The following is a 17324-nucleotide window of genomic DNA, read 5'->3' on the forward strand; positions in this document are numbered from 1 at the left end:
CGCCTTCCTTCTCTTCTTAGGATTTTGGTATAGACAGCTCCGTCCGGGCCAGCCGGTCCGAGCTATAGGCAAGCTCCCCATCCAGATACACCCGGTATCCCGCTTCCACTCCCTCCGGAAACCGGTGATGCCCCGGCCTGCCGTACACGATGCGCAAAGTATGTCCGGCTGCCTTCACCCCCTCAAGCTCAAAGTAATCCAATCCGATGTCGAGCGGATCGAAGACCAGCTTGTCGCTTTCCACGGATAGTCCGGCAACGTGAGAGATAACAAGGTCAAGGTAATAGGAGTGGTTATACTCCTGTTCATCACTAAGCGGCTCTCCCGTTGCGCTGTTATAATGCTCAACCAGACCGGGCTGGTTTAAATCGCGGTCCCGGAAGTGCAGAAAGGAATATTCCCTCAACGCCCGGCCGAAGGCTTCGTCATACGCATGCTGATGGCGCCGGCTTTCCCGTGCAAGAGCATCCAGGACAATGGAATTCGTGTAGGGCCAAGCAGGGCCGTTCCACATGCAGCCGTTGCGTCCTTTAACGAACTGGCCGAACCAGCCTCCCTCCCGGGAATAGGCCGTGCTGTCCGCCGAGACCGTAGGAAAGGGACATCGGGTCGCGAATTCCGCAGGGTTCAGCAGATGAGGGATCAGCCCATCATGCCGCTCGTCCAGTATTTCCGCCCAAGCGGGGTAGAAGCCGACGATGTTCTTGACCAATGCTTTCTCGTCGGTCTGATAGTGCAGATCGTAGAAAAAGTCGGTTTCGTTGTCCCACATCAGCTCCAGGACATCCTTTTTGATCCGTTCCGCCATCTGCTTGTAGGTGTCGGCATCCGCGTCGCCGAACGCCTCACATAGTCTCGCCACTCCTAGAACGTTAAGGTAATGATAAACGGTACGGTCCACCCTTTTGACGTGGGTATACGTTTCCCGGTCCTTCGGATTTCTCGGGTAATCGTGAAAGTACCAGTAGCTCGGCTGGTATTCCTTTCCTGTGCGGGTATGCCAGTATTCGGTCATCAGGTCGTCCCGCTCATTGCCGTAAACCTCTTTCCAACTGGAGATTTGTCTCTTCAAACCGGGGAGGGCTTCTCTCATAAAGCTCTCATTGCGATGAACCAGATAGAGCCGGTAAGCCGCCCAGCACAGAAAGTTCGCGAAGGAATGCATCCTCTCGTCCACCATAAGACAGCTGTACATGCCGTTCTCATCCGGGTGATTCTGCATATTCCGAATGGCACCTTCACAGGCGGAAAGATCCGGATACCACCGGGCATCCGACAAGTGAAGCGGAACGGATAGATTGATCAGCTTGCTGAATTCCCACCCCCCTTTGGAATAGGGGGCCTTGCTCTTCTTGTGCGAGCGCCCTTCGCAGAAGAAGGGATGCTGAAGCAGGCCGTACCGGGGATCCGATAAATTGTGACGCAGCACAAACCACCGGTAGATCCAGGTGCGGTTAATCAGCGGGTCGCTGCACTGAAAGCGCGGGGCTTTATCGAACCAGGCTTGGTAGTCTATCCTTTGCTCCTCTCTCACGGAAGACAAGGCCCGCCCTGGCCTGGCATAATGGAGAGCCCGTTCCCGAAGAGTCTCTTCCTTATCCTCGGAACGGATCCCCAGAGCCGCGGCAATCACGAACGAGACGCTATCACCCGGGGCAACCTTCCAGCCTTTCTCGTGAAGCAGGGCCGGTTCACTCGCCAGCACAACCGCATCCAGGTCGAAGCTGTGGTGAGGAACATCGAAGCCGCCGCGCATCCCGTTGGGACCGGAAGACTGGAAGGACGGATCTACCGCCAGCTTGAGCACGAGCTCCCTTTCCCCCGGGTTAGTCCACGTTTGGCAGGAGACCGCGCAATCGTCCCAGCTGATGAATTTCGTTTCCGAGAAGGTAAAATAATCGTTCGTGCAGGACAAGTGCAGCTGGCTCGGCATCCATTCGCTCTCCGCCGTATCCAGCAGCCATTCCCGGCCGTTCGCCGTTACCGTAAACAGGAGCGGAATGTTCACCTTGTGGATAAAATCAAACCGGCCGGCGAAGCCGGGCCGCGCTTCCACATAATCCGCCCAGAGACGGGCCCCTGTCGGACCGAGCAGCAAACCGCCCGGAACGGTCCGGAGCGATTTCCTGCCCGCTTTTAACTCCTGATCAAGCTGCAATCGACGTCCCCCCCGATCCTTCTGTTACAGCTTTATAATGTTAACTTCCTCTACCAGTATAAAGGGATTGCTGCCAACATTTAGCGGGGAGAACAGTCTTTTTATAGGGCAATCCCACCCGGTTGCCGGGAAGGCGGATAACCCATCATCAAGAGTCCAATCGCCCCTCATTCCGCAGCCAGCCGTCCATCTCGGGAAGGTCGAAGTAGCGCAGCATGCCGGGCAGCAGGAAGCTGAGGGAGTCCGTCATGTCATACTCCCTTCGGCCCGCCCATTCCTCCAGGCTCTCTAGACGGTCTTCCATCCGCACCTTTCGGACTTTCGGTTCGAGCAAGGCGGCGAGCCCCGTATATAGGGCATAACGTCCGGATCCGTACAGGTGCAAGTCTTCTCCATCCGCTTCGTCCAATCCGGCCGCCAGCTCGACCGCCCGCAGAACATCATAGGTACGGAGAGCGGCCATGCTGTCCTGGAGCAGCATCAGCTCGTCGGTATGCTTATCCAGCACGCCGAAGGGGTGATGCGGATCGTCTTGAGGCTGGTTGCGATAAGGGAGAAGCGGGCCGACCCCCGTTAGATTGGCCACCAGGACCGTCCGGCCCGACTGGCAGGTTTTCACGATCCACTCTTCATGAGCGGACAAGGAATGAATCCCTCCCTCCCAAACCGCAACGGTAACCGGAAGCTTCGCGCCCTGCAGGGTTTGGTCCCGGAAGAGATAGCCCATATTAATGATTCCCTTCTGGCTCCACCAAAGGGTACGGGTGGCGCTAAGGAGTTCATTTTCTCCCGCGCCGTAGTACCTGGGGTTCAAAGGATAGGGATGCCGATTATACATGACTCGTTCCCTTAGCCATTCCACTCCCCTGCGACGCTGCTCCGCTTCACCCGGACGGCTTCTTAGTTTTGCCGCTTCGGACAGCCGCTCCCGGTTCTCGTCCCGTACACTGTGTGCCCCTTCCCGTTCCCCGATAACCTGCCCGCTCCTCGTGCACCAGAGTTCCTCCGGCTCCAGCAGATGAATCTCCCCGTCGGAAGGAACAACCGATTTCCCAAGAAGATGCCGGGTGAAGAAGGCAACCGCCGCTCTAACAAGCGGAATGGTGAACCGGTGCACATCCGCATCCTCGAACAGCTGAAGCTGTTCACTTCGCCCGTGAAGCGTCCAGAACCGGCGGCACGATTCGACCACCTGCCTCGGCGCTTCAATCGGAACGGAATCGTAGGTAGTGGCCAGCACCAGAACCGGACGCGGCGCCATGGCTACCAGAATGTCTTCGTGGTCGAGGCCCATAGCCGAGAAGCCGGGCCATTTCTGCTCGGCGTCCTGGGTCTTTCCCGTCATGCGGAAGTAGGGGCGGTTCATGATAAACCCTCCCGGTGCGGCGCAAGCGATCCGGGGGTCCGCCATCATCATAAGGGAGGTCTGGGTTCCGCCTCCCGAATGCCCGGTAACGCCGATCCGGGTCGGGTCCACCTCCGGACGCGTGAGCAAGTAATCAACCGCCCGCATGGCGTCATGCAGCATATAACGGGCGAGATTATCGCCCACCGTCAAGCACTGGCGGCCCACCCGTTCGTGCTCCCATACGCTGGTAACCTCCGCTTTGCCGGTTTCGGGGTCATAGTAACCGAAGCGTTCCCCTTGGCCGACCGGATCGATCGCCAGAACCGCAAGACCGGCGTGGACCAGATAGTGGCAGACGGTCTGGTATTCGTCACAATGCTTCGCCTGTTCCCGGTGTCCGCACAGGAGCAGCACCGCCCCTCCCGGCGCCGTCCGGCCATCTGGGATATAGAAATTACCTGTCACATAAACATGCGGCCGCGATTCAAAGATAAGGTTCTCGACGCGAAAGCCATTGCCTTTGGTTTCCCCGGTGACCACCGGTCGCAGGGGATGATCGGAGGAGGGGAACCCCCCCAGCGACCGTTCCAGGGATTCCCGGATATACTGCTGCCGGGCTTTCAGCGCTTCCGGATCCACAATGGCGTCCCTTTTCCGCGCCCCCGCTTCCGCCGCCGCCCGGGCCGCCTCCTCCACATAGAGCGGCAGCTGGCCGCGGACGTCGAACGTATTGACTTGAACCGTTTCCCACTTGGCCAATCCCACTGTGCTTCTCCCCTTGTCCCAAACCTTACAGGCTCATTAAAAAGAGGGAACTTTCGTCCCCTCTTCTCGACCCGGTTTGTTATTTTTTGGTTAGCTGTTCCTGAATCAGCTTGTTGGAGGTTTCCTCCGCTTTCCGCAGGGCGCTGTTGACGTCCATCTTTCCTTTGGCGATTTCCCTGACAACGTCCTCGTCGAAGGCTTTTTCGATAACCAGCTCGTCATATTCCGTCATCACCCGTCCAGGAGCCGGCTTGCCGTAGAACAGGGCTTTGATGTTTTTGGATTTGGCAAAAGGATAATCGGTAAAGGCCGCATCCCGTACGGATTTGGTGGTAAGAGGTGTAACCACCCCTCTTTTGGACATGATGGTCTGGTATTCTTCCGAGATCAGATATTTAAGGACTTCCATAGCGGCATCCTTGTTCTTTGAGGTCGAGGTGATCCCGGCATAGGTGGCATACGGCTGGGTGTTCAGACCCGGGTACTCCTTAAACTGGGGAACGGCCGCAATATCCCAGTTCATGGCGAGCGACGTGTCCGCGGAGTTCATCCATCCGGAGGTGTAGACATACATTCCGACTAGGAAATCCTTGTTGAAATCGGCATGAGCCAGCCATTTCTCGTTGGCCCGCTGCTGTAAGCCGGGATCTCGCGTGAAGTTATAGAAGATTTTCTCAAAAATGAATTTCCAGTTGTCGTTATTGACCGTTGCCTTGTTCGTGGCGGCATCCACCATATTGGATGAATTCTGGGTAACCCTAATGTAATGCTTAGGTGACATCCAGAGTCCGATATACTGCTTGCCCCCTTCGTTGCGGGTCAACTGCTTCGAAAGATCGAGGGCCTCGTCCCATGTCATGCCGTCCCACGGATACTTGACGCCGAACCGGTCGAAAATGTCCTTGTTATAATACATCACGAATTTATTGTCGCTGAGAGGCAGCAGGTAGTGCTTCTTATCGATGGTAACCTGTTCCAGATAAGCCGGCTCAATCGGGCTGATATCCACATTGTGTGTTTTCATTAAAGGGTCCAATTCCTGGGCCATGTTGGCCGGAAGCCAGTCCTCTCTAAGCTCCCCGGCCGAAGAAAGATACATGTCGAGCGGGGTACCGGAGGCTATGACCTGTTCCATTTTCTGCTGATCGGTCTGGTTGATATAAGTAATAGAGAGCTTAGGAAATTTCTTCTTGATGTACTGGCCGTACCGGTCCTCAAAATCCTTCTGGCTCGCGAGTCCGAACCAGGTCAAGTTAGCGGTCAGCTCGTCGGGGTTAACCGGAGCTACGGTCCCGGCCGGGGACGGATTGGATGCAGCCGAATCCGTCGGTGAGGTCGTTCCTCCCCCCGAGCTGCAAGCGGCCAATAACGACAGGGACATCACAGAGGACAGCATTAATGAAAGCTTTGGTCGTAACACAATAACTTGATTCCTCCCTTTTATTCATCCTATAACGGCTGGCGGGAAGGCTGGCCTCCGTCTTTCCAGTGGAAGCGCTATCAGCTTGACTTATCGGCCTTCCCTTTCTTATTCTCGGATGATGCAAGCCGTGATGCCGTTACTGGTTATTATAGAAAGACCGCATTCCCAATACGTGGGTCATCCCGACCTTCCTATAGGGGCATCATGCACACCTTAGAGGTGTGGATTCCCCCCTGCTATTTCCAGGCCGGTCTAAGCGTGGATGCCCTGCCTTCCCATGCGTCCGCCAGATGCAGAAGGGCCAAGGGAAGAGGATGATCCGTGAGGATGGTCTCCCCGGCTTGAATAGCACCCGAAGGACCTAAACAGGCTTCTGCCATTCCTTCCCCCAGGCCGGCTGCCGTCTCCAGGAACCGCCGGTCCTCCGTAGCGCGGTACAAATCCAGCAGGGCATAAAGGACTCGGTAATCGCTGGCAGACCCGGAGTCGCGCAGGCTCCGCCCCTCTCCCTGCGGAGAACCAAGCTCCCCAAGCCCTATCCCCTTAGCAATCGAGCGGGCCATTTCCCATAGAAAGGGATCCTTCGACAATCGGTAACCGTAGGCATACATCCAGAAATCGTCCCCGCTTAACGGCATGGCCCGGAAGACGGTTCCCGCGGGACCGAAGTAGCCCTTGCGGTCCAACACAAGCCCCTCCAGAGAGAAGCCGTCGGTCAGCATGGGGACGTAAGAGCAGTCCTTCTCCCGGAATGCCGTTCTCCCCCAGGCCGTCATCTCTTCACACGCCCAGCGGATGAAACCTTCGCCTTCCTCTCCCAGCATCCCCCCTACGGCCAGCTGGCAGCGCTGAACCGCCGGTCTCGGCTTGAAGAGGGTCCCTTCATAAACCAGATGCCCTTCCGGGACGAGTGGGGCTATCTGGTACTGGGCCCGGTCCCCGCGTACCGCTGGCCCATCGCACCAGGAGCCGGCGGATTGGCTGAACTGGTAGCCGCTTATGCCGACGCCCTCTTGTCTGGTCTCCACGTAGCGGGAGGCCAGCCGCTTTGCCCAATCGAGAGGAGCCTGCTCACCGGACAGCTTGCTCAGCATAGCCGCTGCATAGTACAGATCGCTTCCGGCGTTGACGAAGGTAAGTCCTTTGCCCCAGAAGAATACATCCCCTCCTTGGTATTCATTCTCCCAGATCCGCCCCCGCTCCGTTCCGTAAGGCCCGTGCCGGTTAAAATCGAGGGTTCCCCAATCGAGAATATGGGCATTCCATATCGCTTCGATATACCGTTTGGTACCGGCCGGGTCGGCTTTCCACATTAGGCCGTAATCGGGATAATGCATTTTCAATTCATGGACCTTGCTTTTATCCCCGGCAAATTCGAGGGTTCCGGTCTCCAGATTGTTGGCGGTATGGCCGCCCCAATAGAGAAGCCCTTGTTCATCCGTTTGCCCGCCCAGCAGGTAACGGTAAACTTCTCTCGTCCGCTCCGCATAGCGGGGAAGCCCTGTTACGTCCGATAAGCCGTCCAGCAGCTTGAACCAATGGGATTGGCTCGCCGGGCTGGAGAGCAGGGCCTTGCGGTTGACATGATCCGGATCATAAGAGACGGACTGCAGGGACCGGCCATCTAGAGCGTTGACGAACAGTGGCGACTCTCCTTCGGGGTCGGAAGCATGCTTCAGCAGGAGATCGGCATGCTTCCTTACCCTTTCCCTAAGCCGCGCGGCTGTGCCGCTGCCAGCCATCATAGCACCGTCACCTCCCGGGCCTTCTCATACAGCCAGTCCAGCGTGGTACGGTCATCTTTGTTCGGATCGTATTCCCTTGGAGTCATCGGCTGGGTGGCTTTCACCACCCCAATAATCAAATAGGCTCCCTTGCCAAAACAAAGCGTATGGCGCCCAGCCGCATAGCTTACCGCATGGATATCCGCGGAAGGGTAGGAGAACAAGCGGATCCCTTTTCGGATGACCGGAAAATGGCTCCCGGAGGCGGAAGGCTCTTCCGCTCCCTTCCCGCTTTTCACGGGCTGCAGCCACTGGCTCTCCGGCGAATGGAAGTATCCGATGAGGACCTTAGCGGGTGCGTCCAGCTCGATTTCAACCGATACCTCGCCGTGGACCGCCTCCAGCTGGCTGAACCGGATTCCGTTCAGCCCGTATAGCTCCTCCGCGCAGCCGATAATGGGAATGTCTCCGTCGGTAAACACGCGGGCCCCCTTCTCGATCCGGTAGACCTCGGCGGATTCGGTAAGCAGCCGGAATTCCTCTCCCTCAAACGGCTTAAACTGACCGGAAGAGGCTTCGAGGTGGAGAGCCGCCGGTGCAATACCCGCTTTTAGTTCCGCTATGTGCTGCCGGAGGTTATCCAGCTCTTCTTCGAACAGGGGCAGACAATCTCTCCAGTGAGAGTAGGCCATTCCGTCCCGGAAAGGAATTTTGCGCTGGGGCGTCTGCATGCCGTTGGCATACCGGTACTGCTTCTCTGTCAGGGCCGTCAAGCGCCGGTAGCTGGTCATGCTTTTCTCTATCCATTCGACCGCTTCTTCCAGCGGCTCCGCCTCCGAATACCGTCCCGCCGACGTATGCTTATACATCAGGATAAGCAGGGCACCTCTCACTTTATAGGTATACGAGCAGACCATGGCCCGGATGGCCTCGATATCCGAGACGAGCCGGTCCACCTCCGCCTTGTTCTTCGAAGCGGCGGTCCTTGCGCGTTTAACCGCACGCTCCGCTTCCCCCGCGAGTCTCTCCACGTCATCCACCACATCCAGGGGAGTCTCCCCCACATGGGGCATTCCGGCGAGCTCCTTGAGAACATAATCCTCCAGCCGTTCCCCTTGCGGGGCGTGAGACTCCCACAGGGCTGACCAGGGGGTATAGCGGTCCGGATTGGTCAGCTGGCTCATCGTCATCCCCAGGCTCATCGTCTGACGGTTCCCCTGCGTAATGCCGAAACGGCGCAGAAGCTTCGGAGCGCATTGGCCGGCGGCTTCCAACGCTTCCAGCAGAGCATGGGCCGCCTCGGGGCTCCCGTGCCGCTCTCCCAGCTGCCGGACCCAATGCTCTTTCTCCGCCCGGTAATCCCGGCCCGGATTCCAGGCGTAGCGCAGCCAGGCAGCGTACCATAGCCAGTCGCGGTCCACCTGCCGTAGGCGCGGCTCGGTCTGATCCGGCGAATACGGCCATCCCCAGAAGGAGAGCGGGTAAAAGTGGAGAGCGTTTGCGTTCAGCCGGTATTTGGCCGCCTGAACGCACTTCTGAATAAAGGACGGGGCGCCCCAGCGGAATGGCTCGAGATTGGTCAGCATATGAACATTGGCCATGTGGATGCCACGGCGGGACCCGAGCCTCTGGTGCAGCTTCTGGACTTCCCCCCTTGGAGTCCATGTCGTGAGCGACTCCCCGTTATATTTCATCTCGGTGTGCAGGTTCGGGTAAAGCGGGTCCGCCTCCTCCATTACCTGCTCCACATTGATCCCGTGCGACCTTACGATGACGGGAGGCGGGTCAGGGAGAGGCTGTCCGTCCAGCCCTTGCTTAATCCCGGTCAGAATCGTTTCGCACAGCCACTCCGCGCCGTACATTTGGCCCTTCAGCTTCTCTCCGAGGCACACCATGAGCCCCACCTGGGGGAAATCGCGGACGAAGGCCGCAAGCGATTTGCGGTAATAGTCGGACGTAACGGGAACCGGTCGGGTCTGGCTGTAAGCCAGCCCGTACTTGTCCGCAAGCGCGTGGGGAACGTGTATGTTATAGAAGGATAGAAAGAGGCGAATGCCCCGTCGGTCCGTTTCTTCAATCAGCCACATAAGGATCTTGCGATTCAACTGGTACTGCTCCGGGCTAACCTCAAGAGCCTCCGGATAGTCGGGGAGCCGCACCAGGGAGGAAAAGGGGTGGCCGTTCCAAAGAAAGAGAACATTCGCCCGGTGTTCGAAGAGTCTGTCCAAATAATCGAGCCACATGGCCTTATCGTAGAACCAGGGAAACCGCTCGGGGGTTAGGGGATATTCATACGCTTGCCGCGGGGCTTCGAGCTGGGAATTCTGCAGCCCTACGGCCGTCCCCCTCCACCGGAAGCGGGGATAATCCCCGCAGGCGAGATCCAGGGGCAGCGCGCCGGCCTCCCGGATCATTCCGGCGAGTTCCTGGCACCCGTAAAGAACCCCGTTGTCATCTCCTCCGGATACCACCTGAAGCCTTCCCGGAAGGGTTGCCAGATAGAAGCCCTCCTCTCCCGGTTCCTCCGTATGATAGAGAAGCACATCGCGTTCTTCCAGCTCGGAGAGCAGGGGGGAGGTTTGCCGGTTCCCTATATACAGCTTTCGCCCTCCCGTAGTCCGGTAGTGGTCCCAGCTCCAGGCCCCCGGCTTCTCATGAACGATATACCCGCAGTTTTTTAAGCCTTCCCTCAGCAAACGGATCCCTAGAAGCACCCGGGGAGAAGCCTGTAAGTCGTATCCAATTGTTATATAATCCAGCATGCCTTATCCCCTCTTTCGCCGGCAAAATGAATTAGGAATGTACCACAACGCCCTCGGTGTCCGCCAGCGTAAAGTCCGGTCCTTCTTCCGGAATGATGCTTGCCTCCCGAAAATGAATATCCTTGGCATAGGTACAGGAGACTCCCGTCCGTGCCGTTATCCGCACGCGTTCGAAAACGACATCCTGCACCGGCATTTCCGGAAGACCTTTAATAAGCACGGCCTTACCGGCACCGAAACAGGTAGTATCGCTGATTTGAAATTGCCGGAATACCGGAGTTTCTTCCGTTACCGGAAGCGTCTCCTCGGAATTGTACTTGCCCGAATAATAGGAGCTGAACAGAATGGCTTCTTTGGCGATGTCTTTCATGCGGACGTTCCGGATATGGATTTGTTCCACTACGCCCCCGCGGCCGCGTGTGCTCTTGAAGCGAAGCCCCGTGTCCGTGCCGATAAACGTACAGTCCGAAACGTGAATCTTCCGTACATCTCCGGACATTTCGCTGCCGATAACAAATCCTCCGTGTCCGTGATACACCTGGCAGTTCTTTATTGTTACATATTCCGTCGCCCTGCCAAGCTCCCTCCCATCCGCATCTTTTCCCGACTTGATGCAGATGGCGTCGTCGCCTACATCGAAGAGGGAATCGTGAATGGCCGCGAAACGGCAGGAATCCAGATCCAGGCCGTCCCCATTCTGGGCATACCATTGGTTGCGGATGGCCACGTGGCGAATCGTGACATGCTCACACAGCCAGGGATGGACATTCCATGCCGCCGAGTTGCGGAAGGTCGGACCGTCGAGCAGCACCCGGGTACAGCGGTCGAACTGCACGAGCGTTGGGCGCAGATGGTCGCGGGCCGGTTCGAAGGCGGCCGGATCGGTGACTTTCTCCTGAATCAGCCGTTTGACTAGCGAGCTTCCCTTCAGCGACTGCTCGGTCGGCCACCAGGTTCCGCCTTCCTCGTACCCGCCGGATTCGATAAGCCGCTTCCACTGCCCCTCAGTCAGCTTCATGCGCTTAACCGGCCTCCACACCTCGCCGGATCCGTCAAAGATTCCTTCCCCGGTTATGGCGATATTGGTCAGATCCGCTCCATAAAGGGCGGGTAGGCAGCGGACGGTGCGCAGCCCTTCGTAGCTGGTCGCGATAAGCGGATAATCGTCCCGGTTCTTGCTGAACACGACCACGGCGCCGGCCTCCGCATGGAGACGGATTCCACTCTCAAGCCGGATTGGACCCGTCAGCCACATCCCCGGCGGAATAAGAACCGTCCCGCCTCCTGCGGCGGAACAGGCTCGGATCGCAGACGCGATGGCCTCGGTATTCAGAGCCATTCCGTCACCGACGGCTCCGTAATCGGCAATGGAAACCGTCCGTTCGGGAAAAACCGGCACCTCCACGGCCAGCATCTCAAACGGCATAGGGTCTGGAGCGACTTCTTGGTTCATCCTCATTGCGCATGACCCCTTTCAATAGGCTGAATATGGACACGGTTGATGTAATAGTGGACCGGAAGGGTCCGGACGCCGGCATTCGGGAGATCGGGTGTCACAATCGGTGTTTCGACGTTCGGCTCCCGCCGGCTCTCCCCCGTACGCAGCAAAAGCCGTTCCAGCGTATAAGCCGGCATGGAGAAAGTATACGCTTTTGCGTGGCTGTGTCCGTTTACCGTCAAAGAGAAACGCTGCTTATCCGTTTCATACCGGAGCTCGAGTTCCAGCCATTGCTCCCGCTCGTACCTCTGAAGCTCCATCCACGTCCCGGCCTGTAGAAGCTTAATTCCTCCGTCCCCGTCTAACCGGCAGCGGATGGGGGAGGCTCCTCTTCCATCGCATAACTCGATGTCGAGCTGGCCCCGGTCAGCCTGCATGGGCATCAGCCGGATGCGGACGCGGGCGGACGCGCACTCGGGAAAGACCCGTTCCGCCTTGGCGTAATCGTACGGATCCTCATCCCGAAGCTCTAAGCTCTTATCCTCGGGGGAGGGGAAGTCGGCAACGGCCACCCTTGCCCATAACGGGCTGTAGACATTCCAATCCTTCACCCTTCCGCCGGTCTCCATGTCGGTAAAGAAATCCGCTACCAGTTCCGAGACCCGGCTGCGAATGGGAACCGGAATCTCGCTTACCCAGATGTCCTCTTTGTTCATGCTGTACGTCACCCACATGCTTCCGCCCGGCGGAGACTCACTCCCGGCCTCCAGGCCGCGGGTGTAGCTTGCCCCGTAGTTTTTGTGCTGCCCGTAATATCTCCGGGGAGGAACCTCCCCGTGAACAACGAGCATGTCGTCAAAGGCAAGCCCATCGTCCCCCGTGACGAGGGCAAGCGGCCAGCGGTGGTTGCCGATGGGAGACGGATTATACACCAGCGCATACCGGGAATCGGACGTGCGCTCTCCCCAGATTTTCCCGCCCGCCATAATAAGGGAAGAGGCGCGTTCCGGAACGGACCAGGTCTTTCCCTCATCAGCCGTGAAGGCGGTCAGGGAATGCTTCCACAGCCCCGCCACCTCTCCGTTGGGTAAACGGTAGTGATGGAAGGCCGTTCCTCCTTCTACCGCATAGAACCCGTCCGGGCTGCGGTCTTCCTCCCACCACTGCAGGGTGGCAAGCCGGTCTTGGAGAAGCTCCTCGCATGCCTGACGAAAACCCTCGTCCTCCGACTCGGTATACATCGGGAAAGACACGTTCGATTCCGTCCAGCCGGCATGCCGGTTAAGCCGGATGAAATAGATAGGACCGAGCCGTCCGTCCTCATAGATTTCCCGAACGACACGGCCAATGCCTTTCCCGTTGTTCGGGCTGACCTTTGGTGTTGGACTGAAGCCATAAAACCCAAGAACAAGCAGACGGCCGTCCCCAGCGCAATAGAAGCCCATCCGCTGGTGCATCACACTGTACGTTCCTTCGGGCAGCACTTCGCCGTCCTCGTACCGGTGCACGTGTTCCAGACGGTAACAAGGAAACAGAACAACCGGATCCCCCCAGTTTCTTCCATCCTGCGAAACCGTAAGAAGGGTTCGGCCCGGGGGCACGTGCTCGTGGACCGGGTTGCTCAAATAATGAAGATAAAAACTCCCCTTCCAGTAAGCGAGCATAGGCGCGTGATTGTAGGTCCATCCTTCCTCCCCGTCCTGACCGGGTGTGCGGACAGCCCTTGTGACTTGTCTAGTCTGCACGCCGACTACAGGCCGGAGCTGGCCATGATGATAATCCAACTGGGCGGTGATCCCCCCTGCATATCGAATATGCTTCTCAGGCTGTCTCACTGGCCGTCCCTCCACCAAAGAAATGATCCTTTCTACCAATGTACAGGTTTTCTTTGCAACGCATATAGGCGATTTCTGCCGATTTTATAGGGTCGTTGCACACAGGAAACCGATTGGCTTGGCTATAAAGTACGAATCCCCCAAAAACCTTCTCCCATGGCCCCTTGTTCATAACAAAGAGGCCTTCCTAAATAAGAAGAACCTCTTTGTCTTGAGCCCATAAAAAATAACCATAAGAAGTAATAAGTTTCTAAATGGGCTCCGCTTATCGGTAAGTCTCTAAAACAACCGGCCCAATAAGGCCCGCCGGAAGAGGCGATTCATCCAGCCGGTTCGCTAAGCTGTTCGTGACCCGGATCTCCAACTCATTCCTGCCGGATTTCAGATAAGGGGTAATGTCCAAGCGATAAGGGGCCCACAACAGCACACCGGCCTCCTGCCCGTTCACCCGGACCTCGGCTATCTCTCCAACCTCGCCCAAGTCGAGCCTAATCCCTTCGTCCTGCGCTCCCCTCTCCCTATCAAAGGAATTCCGGTAGGTAACCGTACCGGAAACGTGCTTCAGCTTTTCGAGCCCGGACCAGGAACCAAGGGAGGGAGGAGCAGTGGGAAAGGATGGGGCCTCCGCCATCCAGCCCTCCTGCAAATGCTCTATACTCGGAGGCCGCGGGGACTTCTTAGCCGCTGAGATCACCGGATCTTCGTCGGGAAGGATCCGGTAAAGGATACTCTCCCTGCGGCCGAGCTCAACCGGCAGGGTCAACCCGCTGTCATCCGCCGAAACGGCCGGGACGCCGGTTATCTCTCCCCTCCAGGCCTTCCAAGCTTCCGCCTTCCCTATAACCGGCAAAGTAACCGTTCCTTCGTAGGCCTCCTCCCCTTCATTCACAAGAAGAAAGAAAGGCTGTCCTTCCTTCATGACATGGCTCACGCGAAGACGGGCATTCCGGGGAGTGAGAAGCACGGTAGGACCGATTAGCTTATCCAGAACCGAAACCACTTCATCGGGTTCGCTAATCGCGGAGGCTCTCTCCAGGCTGACCCGGTCTTCATCTCCTCCCTTCCGCAGCCGGATAATCGTTCCTCCCTGAAGGGAAAACTCGTCTAACCGGCGCACGGTTTCCGGGGTCAGGCCCAGGTCTTCTTCCACAAGAACGATCGAATAGGCATTGTCCGCTAGGTGGATCCTGCCGTCTTGTATAATACTAACATCCCTTAGCAGTGCCTCTTCGAGGTAATTAAACTCCCTTTGGCTCTCATAGAGGGGCTTGGCGATCCGCCAAGGCATCTCATCCTCCCGGCAGAGAATGGCCAATGAAGTGGTGTTCGGGCTGTCGGTCATAAGCCAGCTCATTCTTTTGATATACCGGGAGATGAGGGAATAATGCGGCCACCAAATATTGTTCGGGCCGACATCCGGTGGTCTCTCGTTGTAGCGGCGCGGGCCGTCCACGGAATAATAGAAAGCATGCGGGCAGATCAGGTTCACTCCCCTCACAAAAAGCCAATCCAGGTACCACTTCATGTCGCCGGCGGACAGGTCCCATCCGTTATTCGGACCGCATACGCCGAAGACTTCATTCAGGTTCCGCCGCCTTCCCCGGTGCCGGGCCGCATCGGAGGAACACTTGGCCGCCGTGCTGTGCCGGCCCTCCACCCCCAGGCTGTTCTCCGGAGCCACCCAGCGCCAGACCACATCCTGTCCGGGAATCTGAAAAAGCTCCAGCAGCCCGATCTCGTCGCTTCCGGCGGGATGGCCGGTCAACGCAATGCCATGCTCTTCGCACCATTCGCTCAAGGGCTTGTAGTATGCGGAGACGAGCCGCTCCTGCACCGCCTTGCGGTGGCGGGAACGGACGGACGATGCCCGCCCGGCGGGGTCCTCCAGCCACAAAAGCGGGAGATCCTCCTCCCGGTTTCCTTTACCTATGAACAAGGTCAGGAAATCCCGTGTCCAGGCTTTAAGCCCTCTGCGGTGGCCCCTGCCCATGATGTCGGGCTCGTCCGTAAACATCGCGATCACGGTCGTGCCGAAATAGCTCTGCAGCCGTTCATAGTAGGCTTCATGCGTCAGCCGTATGAATTTGGCTGTGGCGACGGGATTCAGCAGATCCGCCGAGGCCGGCGCATTCGCCTCCCCGTCATCCTCCCCGAAGTGAATGCCCCGGATCGTCCCCTTGGTAAAGGTCTCGATGAACAAGAGGATGGTCCATTCCCCTCCCTCGAGCCCCTCCAGGGAAACGCTGCCCCCGCTCGGCCTGAGCAAAACCGTTTCAGCCGGATCGAGGGAGCCGTCGGGGGCTTTCCGTACCGCTTGCACGGAAACGAGGGAATCCCCTGCCTCCAGAAAGGAGGGCAGATGGACAGGTTGAGTTGCGGTGACCTCCCGCATGATAAGTCCCCTGCTTGCATATTCCGGGTTTCCTTCCACGACCTTGCCTTCGGCCGAGCCGGAGGGATACATCGCTTCATCGTAGAGAATGACCTGCATGTTTCTTGCGGCCGCTTCCTTCACAGCCGTATGGACCAAGCTAAGATAGGCATCGGAGAGATAAGGCAGCGTTTCCGGTATGCCCATCCGGGGATGGATGACGAAGCCGGTCACCCCTTTATCCGCAAAATCCCCCATCTGCCTTACCAGTTCTTTTTCCGTAATCTCATCATTCCAGAACCAGAAAGGAATCGGGGTATATTCCTCTGACGGGTCAAGGAACTGCTTCTCCAGCGGGATGGATGTCATTTCGCTTCTCCTTTCCATAAGGTCCTTCCTTTCCTACTTTACCCAAGCTGCCGGTTTCCGGCTATAGGAGGTTTTTGAGCGGTAGCTGTTCCGCTTTGCACTTTTTAGGATCATTAGGACGATCTTGCGGTTGGGGTAACGGATAAAGCAGGTGATAAAGCCTATCTGCCAACCGTCACGCGATTCTATGAAGCAAGTTTCTCGGCTCGGTAGGAAATTGAGCAGTAGTCATCGAAAAAGAACAGAAAACATCCGCTTGTCTGTCGATCGGACCGTTTGCCGTTCGTTGTATAAATAAGAATGATTTACAGGAGGGACATATGAATACCGTAACCACCAAAGATGGAACGCGGATCGCTTATGAGAAGAAAGGGGACGGTCCTGCTTTGATTCTCGTTGACGGCGCTCTTTGCAGCCGTTCCCAAGGACCGAATGGGCCGTTAGCGGCTTTGCTGCAGAAGCATTTTACGGTTTACACTTATGACCGGAGAGGACGCGGCGGCAGCGGGAACTCCTCCTCCTATTCGATTGATTATGAAATCCAGGACCTTGAGGCTTTGATCCGGGAAGCCGGGGGCACGGTTCATCTTTATGGAATCTCGTCCGGGGCCGCCTTAGCGCTTGAGGCAGCGAACCGGCTGTCTTCGGTTAAGAAGCTGGCGCTCTACGAGGCTCCCTTTATTGTCGATGATAGCCGGGCTCCCCTTCCCGCCACCTATAGGGAGCGGATGGAAAGCCTGTTGGCATCCGGAAAACGGAGCGCTGCGGTCAAGCATTTTATGAGAGCAGGCGTCGGCCTGCCGGCTCCGCTGGTGGCCATCATGCCGCTAATGCCTGCATGGTCGAAGCTAAAAGCGGTTGCCCATACGCTTCCGTATGACACGCTGTTGACCATGGAGCATCAAAGAGGTTCGGCTGCGTCACTGGAGAGGTGGGCGTCCTTATCCGTCCCTTCTCTTGTCATGGCGGGAGGAAAAAGCCCCCAGTGGATGCGTAATGCTATGCATTCTCTTGCCCATACGCTTCCCTCCGCTCAACTGGAGACCCTGCCCGGACAAACGCACATCGTGAAGCCTTCTGTGTTGGCACCGGTTCTGCAAAGGTTTTTCTTGAGCTGAATCAAAAAAAGGA

The 17324-nt window shown here is 57.4% G+C and carries 9 protein-coding genes; 1 reads left to right on the plus strand and 8 read right to left on the minus strand.

From position 1 onward, the window contains the following. Positions 1–16: 16 nt before the first annotated feature. The 8 genes from MJA45_RS14975 to MJA45_RS15010 form a co-directional block, all read right to left on the minus strand. Entirely contained in the window at positions 17–2158 is a 2142-nt protein-coding gene (locus tag MJA45_RS14975; protein ID WP_315602720.1) for an MGH1-like glycoside hydrolase domain-containing protein, read from the minus strand. Positions 2159–2306: 148 nt separating this feature from the next. Beyond that, positions 2307–4271 carry an alpha/beta hydrolase family protein gene (locus MJA45_RS14980; RefSeq protein WP_315602721.1) on the minus strand — a complete coding sequence of 655 codons (1965 nt, stop codon included), beginning with the start codon at positions 4269–4271 and terminating at the stop codon, positions 2307–2309. A gap of 79 nt (positions 4272–4350) precedes the next feature. Further along, positions 4351–5667, minus strand: coding sequence for an extracellular solute-binding protein (locus tag MJA45_RS14985; RefSeq protein WP_315602722.1), 1317 nt, complete (start codon positions 5665–5667; stop codon positions 4351–4353). 263 nt (positions 5668–5930) lie between these two features. Further along, positions 5931–7439: a hypothetical protein gene (locus MJA45_RS14990; RefSeq protein ID WP_315602723.1), complete on the minus strand. Its 1509-nt coding sequence runs from the start codon at positions 7437–7439 to the stop codon at positions 5931–5933. Beyond that, positions 7436–10180, minus strand: coding sequence for a hypothetical protein (locus MJA45_RS14995; RefSeq protein WP_315602724.1), 2745 nt, complete (start codon positions 10178–10180; stop codon positions 7436–7438). The genes MJA45_RS14990 and MJA45_RS14995 overlap by 4 nt, the downstream gene beginning before the upstream one ends. 31 nt (positions 10181–10211) lie before the next feature. Next, positions 10212–11639 carry a glycoside hydrolase family 28 protein gene (locus MJA45_RS15000; RefSeq protein ID WP_315602725.1) on the minus strand — a complete coding sequence of 476 codons (1428 nt, stop codon included), beginning with the start codon at positions 11637–11639 and terminating at the stop codon, positions 10212–10214. Continuing rightward, a complete protein-coding gene (locus tag MJA45_RS15005) occupies positions 11636–13453 on the minus strand; it encodes a hypothetical protein (protein ID WP_315602726.1) in 1818 nt (605 codons plus the stop codon). The genes MJA45_RS15000 and MJA45_RS15005 overlap by 4 nt, the downstream gene beginning before the upstream one ends. Before the next feature lie 265 nt (positions 13454–13718). Then, positions 13719–16193: a glycosylhydrolase-like jelly roll fold domain-containing protein gene (locus MJA45_RS15010; RefSeq protein ID WP_315602727.1), complete on the minus strand. Its 2475-nt coding sequence runs from the start codon at positions 16191–16193 to the stop codon at positions 13719–13721. Between the two features lie 320 nt (positions 16194–16513). Between MJA45_RS15010 and MJA45_RS15015 the strand changes: the two genes are divergently transcribed. After that, on the plus strand, positions 16514–17311 hold the full coding sequence (locus MJA45_RS15015; RefSeq protein WP_315602728.1) for an alpha/beta fold hydrolase: 798 nt from the start codon (positions 16514–16516) through the stop codon (positions 17309–17311). Positions 17312–17324: the final 13 nt, after the last annotated feature.

This window comes from Paenibacillus aurantius, assembly GCF_032268605.1.
Classification (GTDB): Bacteria; Bacillota; Bacilli; order Paenibacillales; family NBRC-103111; genus Paenibacillus_AO; species Paenibacillus_AO aurantius.

What these genes read in the sequence shown, in the direction of transcription:
- MJA45_RS14985 (WP_315602722.1), bottom strand. Translation starts at nt 5,667, where the DNA reads ATGCTGTCCTCTGTGATGTCCCTGTCGTTATTGGCCGCTTGCAGCTCG.
- MJA45_RS14990 (WP_315602723.1), bottom strand. Translation starts at nt 7,439, where the DNA reads ATGATGGCTGGCAGCGGCACAGCCGCGCGGCTTAGGGAAAGGGTAAGG.
- MJA45_RS14995 (WP_315602724.1), bottom strand. Translation starts at nt 10,180, where the DNA reads ATGCTGGATTATATAACAATTGGATACGACTTACAGGCTTCTCCCCGG.
- MJA45_RS15000 (WP_315602725.1), bottom strand. Translation starts at nt 11,639, where the DNA reads ATGAGGATGAACCAAGAAGTCGCTCCAGACCCTATGCCGTTTGAGATG.
- MJA45_RS15010 (WP_315602727.1), bottom strand. Translation starts at nt 16,193, where the DNA reads ATGACATCCATCCCGCTGGAGAAGCAGTTCCTTGACCCGTCAGAGGAA.
- MJA45_RS15015 (WP_315602728.1), top strand. Translation starts at nt 16,514, where the DNA reads ATGAATACCGTAACCACCAAAGATGGAACGCGGATCGCTTATGAGAAG.